Origin of the sequence: Streptomyces phyllanthi (assembly GCF_009377205.1) — a bacterium.
In the GTDB taxonomy this organism is placed as follows: domain Bacteria; phylum Actinomycetota; class Actinomycetes; order Streptomycetales; family Streptomycetaceae; genus Streptomyces; species Streptomyces phyllanthi.
Window position 1 is genome coordinate 1 of sequence record NZ_VJZE01000570.1, and the last position, 5,024, is coordinate 5,024.

Consider the following 5,024-nt stretch of genomic DNA (forward strand, 5'->3'; position numbering starts at 1 on the left):
CGCGCGGCGTCTGGTGCGTGCGATCGCAAGGCGCCGGAGCGCCCTCGATGGGGGTCCCCCCGCTCGAGCGAAGCCGAGAGTGGGGGAGGAGTCACGTGGGCGTTTCGGCAACGCGGCGAGCGTGCGTGCCAGGCGCCGCGCGCCCGGCCGGGGATATGACACAGGCTCTCAGCCCCTGGGACCGGCGCAGATGTCCTCGGGGGGCCGGAACGAGGGGTCACCGCCGGAGTTCTCGTTCATCTGGACCCGTACGGTCTCCAGTTGCCGCAGGAGCGAGTCGCGGCGCTCGGTGGTGGGAGTCCGGAAGAACTCCAGTACCGCCCGGTGGAAGGCGTCGCGCAGCTCCGGCGGCATGACGTCGGAGGCGTCGAAGCACAGGGTCTGTTCGGGTGAGGTGAGCAGGGAGTCGATCTTCCGCTCGACGGGGGTCGCGGACGGCGCCGGCGGCAGCCCGGCCGTGTGCGGGAACAGCGGGCGCACCTCCGGCTCGGCCGCCGCCCGCCAGCGCTCCCGCCCGGCAGGCCCGGAGAGCCGCTCCACCAGTTCCTGGGCCGCCGGGTCGTCGCTGAAGACGGCGGCCATGTCGCCGGCGACCTCGAAGGCGCTCCGGTACTCGGGTGGCCCGCCCAGGAAGCGGGCCGAGGGCTCCACGCTCACGTCCTCGCCCGCGTACACGTACCGGATGAAGGCGCTCTGGTGCTCGTGCGTGCAGTCGAAGCCGGGTGAGTCGAGCAGGCCGAGCGGCTGTCCGTCCTCGGACGCGCCGTCGTACGACGTGGTCAGGGACCGCTCGACCGAGGCCCGTGAGCGGTCCCCGAGCAGCCGTGACCAGGTGGTCCAGGCGTCCTTGACGGGGGCGGCACTCCACTCGAGCCGGCCCGTGGCCCACTCCTCGTACACGTCGTGGCCCGCCCGGTGGAGCAGGATGTCCTCGATCCAGTCGGTGCCGGGCCAGCCCGAGGTGGCCTGCGAGCCGAGCCCCACGCACCACCGCGGGTCGCCGTCGGGCGTGCCCTCCTTGCTCCACACCAGGCTCTTCAGGTCCACCTTCAGCGGCACCCAGTAGGTGCGCTGCCTGTTGTCCACGAGCAGCATCGGCGCCCACGGCTTGTAGGCGCGTTCCGCGGCCTCCGGGGCGAGGGGGCGCAGCTTGCCGCGGCGGGCGTACTCGGTGAGTTCGCCGATGCTGTTGAGGATCGCCACGTCCGGTGGGGCGTCCGCCTCCAGTTGGGAGACGAGGGTCTCGCGCAGGGAACGGGTGCCCTCGTAGGTGTACTCGCGTCCGGTCCCGTCGTCGAGCGTCTTCAGGGTCGCTTCGAAGGCCTCGCCCTCCTTGCCGGTCCACGGGCCCAGGACCACGAGCGGGTCGGGCTCGTCCGAGGAACAGCCGGGGACGAGAGTGAGCAGACAGGCGACGAGGAGGACGCGCAGGAGGCGGGCCGTCCCGCGCGCCCCACGCGCTCTCCGCGTCGTGAGGCGGGCCGCCTGACGCGTCATGAGGCGGATCCCGGGCGGCCGACCAGGAGGTACTCGCGGCGGTAGGCGTGCAGGGCGCCGCCGGTGAGGCCCGCGGTGGCCAGGCCGGCCGGGAGCACGAACGGGGCCGTCCAGTCCAGGAAGGCGAGCCGTCCGTCGGCCAGGCCGGTGTCGACGCGGGACGCCAGTACGTCGATGGCGCGCGGGTCGGGGCCGGCGAAGGGCCGTTCCTCGGCGCGTGTCTCGATCTCGGGCGAGGTCCGTGCGACGAGCGCGTCCGCGACCGGTACCGCCCGGCCCTGCGCGTGCTGGGCGAGCAGTGCGTCCACCGTGAGCAGCGGCACGGCCAGGAGCGGCAGCGCGGCGACCGCGAGGGGGATGCTGAGCCGGATACGGAAGCGGCGGCGCAGGAAGGACACGGTCCGCCAGAGTCCGGCTGCCAGCAGCACGAAGGCGAGCCCGGCGACGGCCGCGGCGGCGAGGGCGCCGGGGCCCCAGGCGGCCCGGGCGGCGAGCCGGTCGCGCAATCGCCACTCCAGCCCCGACACACGGTCCACGATCGAGGTCGCCGAGGAGCCGGTGCCGGGCCGGCACGGCGGATAGCGGTCCGCGCCGTTCCCACGCGTCTCGTTCCCCCGCGTCCTGTTCCCGCTCTCCCCGTTCGGGCTCGCCTTGGTCTCCCGCGTCCCGTTCCCGCTCTCCCCGTTCCCGCTCGCCCGGTTCTCGCGCGTCCCGTTTCCGCCGGCCTCCTCGGCCTCATCGGCTTCCTGCGCGGAGCAGAGCATGCTGTGCGCGTACGTCAGTTCGGCCTTCCGCAGGACCGGGTCCGTCGCGTGTCCCTGGGCGCGGCCGACCCAGCCCGTGTAGTCGACGACGAGCGCGGACACCACACGCAGTTCCTGCTCCTCGGCCACGGTCAGCGCTCCGCTGCGCATGACCTGGTTCAGACTCTGCGTCGCCCGCGCGACCCGCGTCCGGTACCGCTCGCTGAGACCGCTGAGCTCGGCCGCCCGCCCCTCGTCGAGGTCGGCCTCGGCCTCGCCCTGCGCGATGAGCAGCGATGCCCTGGCGTCCGCGAGGTCGACGAGCGCGGGTGCCAGCCGGTCCCGTACGGCTGTGGAGTCGCCGCGCACGCCCGCGTAGGCCCAGCCGAACGCGCCGAAGGCAACCACGGCGAGCAGCGGCAGCGCGATGAGCCGGTCCCTGAGGTACGCGCTGTTGCGCCGGCCGGCGGCCGACGGCCACGCGTAGCGCCTGACGCGGCGGGCGAGTTCGGCGGCTACGGCGGCGCCGGCCCGTGCGAGGCGGGCGGCGGCCTGTGCGACGGCGCGGAGGCGGCCGTACGGAGCCAGTCGGCGACTCTCTTCCCGAGCCATGGGCTGTCCCTGTGGTGTCGGAAGGCGAGCGGGCGCACCTCGTAGGCGCGGTCCAAGAGGGTTTCGGCGACGGCCGCGTCCTCGGGGTCGGCGGAGCGGGCGGCCTGGTGGGCGAGGGCGCGGCAGAGCCGGGAGAGGTCCTGGCGCAGAGTGGCCCCGTCGGCCGGGAACGCGAGCCGCGGATCGGCGTCGGCGGCCAGTCGGGCGAGTCCCTCCGGATCGAGGGCGCCGCGCGTGAGCGCGTTCTGGACGGCCTCCCAGACCTCGGCGATGACACGGGTCCTCGCCTGGTCGTCGGTCAGGCCGTGCGCGTGGAACAGCAAGGCGAGCCGCTCCAGCACCTCGCGCAGCCGCCCCGGTACGTCGTCGCCCGGTCCGGCGGTCCGCGCGTGCTCGACCCCGATGCGTACGGCCGCCGTTCGGGCGGCGGTGCGGTGCCGCGAGTGCTGCGGTACGGCGTCCAGCGCGGCCACGGCGTCCTCCAGCGCGCGTTCGCCGCCCAGGGCGAGGCGGGCGCGGGCGGCGCCGAAGGCCGCACTGCCCAGGGACGGGTTGCGCAACCGCACCGCCTCGTGGAACGTCAGGGCCTCCTGCCACCGGCCGAGGTGCTCGGCGCAGTGTCCGAGGGCCAGTTTCGGCGCGTACTCCCCCGGGATCGACTCGTAGACGCCGTCGAAGTGCCCTCGCGCGTCGGTCACTTGGCCGCGGGCGAGCGCGAGGAGTCCGCGGTGCCAGTCCAGCCGCCAGTCGTAGGGGGCGCGTTCGGGCCCGATCAGCCGCTCGGCGGCCTCCAGCTCCCCCTCGGCGGCGTCGGGGCCGTGGCCGGGGGATCTCAGCCGCAGCCGGCAGCGCAGCAGATGGACCTCCGTGGACGCGCGCCAGTCGGCGGTGTGTTGGAGCAGCGCCTCCGGGGCGGCGTCGGCGAGTCTGCTCAGCCGGTCGTGGTGGGCGTCGTCCGGACCGGGGCGCGGGACGGGCAGGCGCTGCGCGACCTGGACGGGCGTCGGCGGCGTGTACGGGGAGGGAGGGCTCGGCTCCGCCCAGTGCGCGAGGGGCGGCGCGGAGCCGAGGGCCCCGTCGAGCGCGTACGGCGACGGGAGGAACAGCGGGGACGGCTCGAAGGTCTCCATACCGGTGCGCAGCGATCTCAACTCGCGGAACACGCCGCGCAGTTGCTGCTCCATCTCGCGTGCGTCGGCGAACCGCTCGGCCCGCTTGCCCCGGGTGGCGCGGCGCAGTACGCGGGCGAGGGACACGAGCCCGAGTCCGCTCGGGGCGGAGGTGGTCGTCTCGCCGACGGCCGGAACCGTGGGGGCGTCGGCGTCCAGAGCGGCGAGGTCGCTCAACTCCCCCAGGTCGTCGGCCGATGTGCCGAGCCCGCACAGCCGCCGCAGCGTCTCGCCCAGGCTGAACAGGTCGTCCTGGCGGGTGGATTCGCCGTTCGGGCCCACGGTCGGGGCGCGGAAGCCCTCCGTGGTGAGACCGGGAAGCCCGGCCGCGCGGACGCTCCCCACGTCGATGATCTTCGTCGAGGTGCCGTCGTGCATGACGTTGCCGGGCTTGAGGTCGCCGTAGACCTTGGGGGGCCGGTGGGCGTGCAGATACCCGAGCGCGGACAGGATCCGCACCCCGTAGGCGAGCACGAACTCGTGGAAGCGGCTGCCGCCGAACTCGGAGGGGTTCACCTGCGCCCGGGCCCGCACCTCCTCCAGGGTGAGGCCGTCCACGTACTGGAGGACGAGGAAGTCGCCGACGCCGGGGTGATGCCCGTAGTTGAAGACGCGGATGATGTCGTCGTGGCTGAGGTCGACCAGGGCCCGCCGCTCCCGGGCCAGCGCGCCCGCCTCCTGCTCGGGGTGCAGGACCTTGATCGCGACCTGGCGGTCGTCGAGCTTGGTGTCGAGCGCGAGGTGGACCGTACCCATTCCGCCGTAGCCGAGCTTGCGGCTGGGCCGGTACTGCCCGGCGAGCAGTTCCCCGGACGGCAGCGCGAGGTCGACCGGTGCGCCGCCCACCGGCTCCGCGGGTCCGAGGAGGGTGATCTCGGGCAGCAGGGTGGGATCGGGGTTCTCCTCGGGGCGTTCGACGTACGCCGGTCGCAGCGGCGGGGACGACGGCGGCTCGGAGACGAAGAACGGGACCGACGACTCGTCGGAGTTCGCCCCCTCGTCC

At 74.5% G+C, this 5,024-nt stretch carries 3 protein-coding genes; all 3 read right to left on the minus strand.

The window, feature by feature from the left end:
- Positions 1-168 precede the first annotated feature (168 nt).
- The 3 genes from FNH04_RS41035 to FNH04_RS41050 are packed head-to-tail and all read right to left on the minus strand — an operon-like array spanning position 169 to position 4,954.
- Positions 169-1,497, minus strand: coding sequence for an alpha-glucoside ABC transporter substrate-binding protein (locus FNH04_RS41035; RefSeq protein WP_228031919.1), 1,329 nt, complete (start codon positions 1,495-1,497; stop codon positions 169-171).
- Positions 1,494-2,852: a hypothetical protein gene (locus FNH04_RS48280; protein WP_228031920.1), complete on the minus strand. Its 1,359-nt coding sequence runs from the start codon at positions 2,850-2,852 to the stop codon at positions 1,494-1,496. Before FNH04_RS48280 ends, FNH04_RS41035 begins: the two co-directional genes overlap by 4 nt.
- The gene (locus FNH04_RS41050) at positions 2,756-4,954 is read right to left on the minus strand and encodes a serine/threonine protein kinase (protein WP_152791278.1); all 2,199 of its coding nucleotides are present in this window, start codon (positions 4,952-4,954) and stop codon (positions 2,756-2,758) included. The genes FNH04_RS48280 and FNH04_RS41050 overlap by 97 nt, the downstream gene beginning before the upstream one ends.
- Positions 4,955-5,024 lie beyond the last annotated feature (70 nt).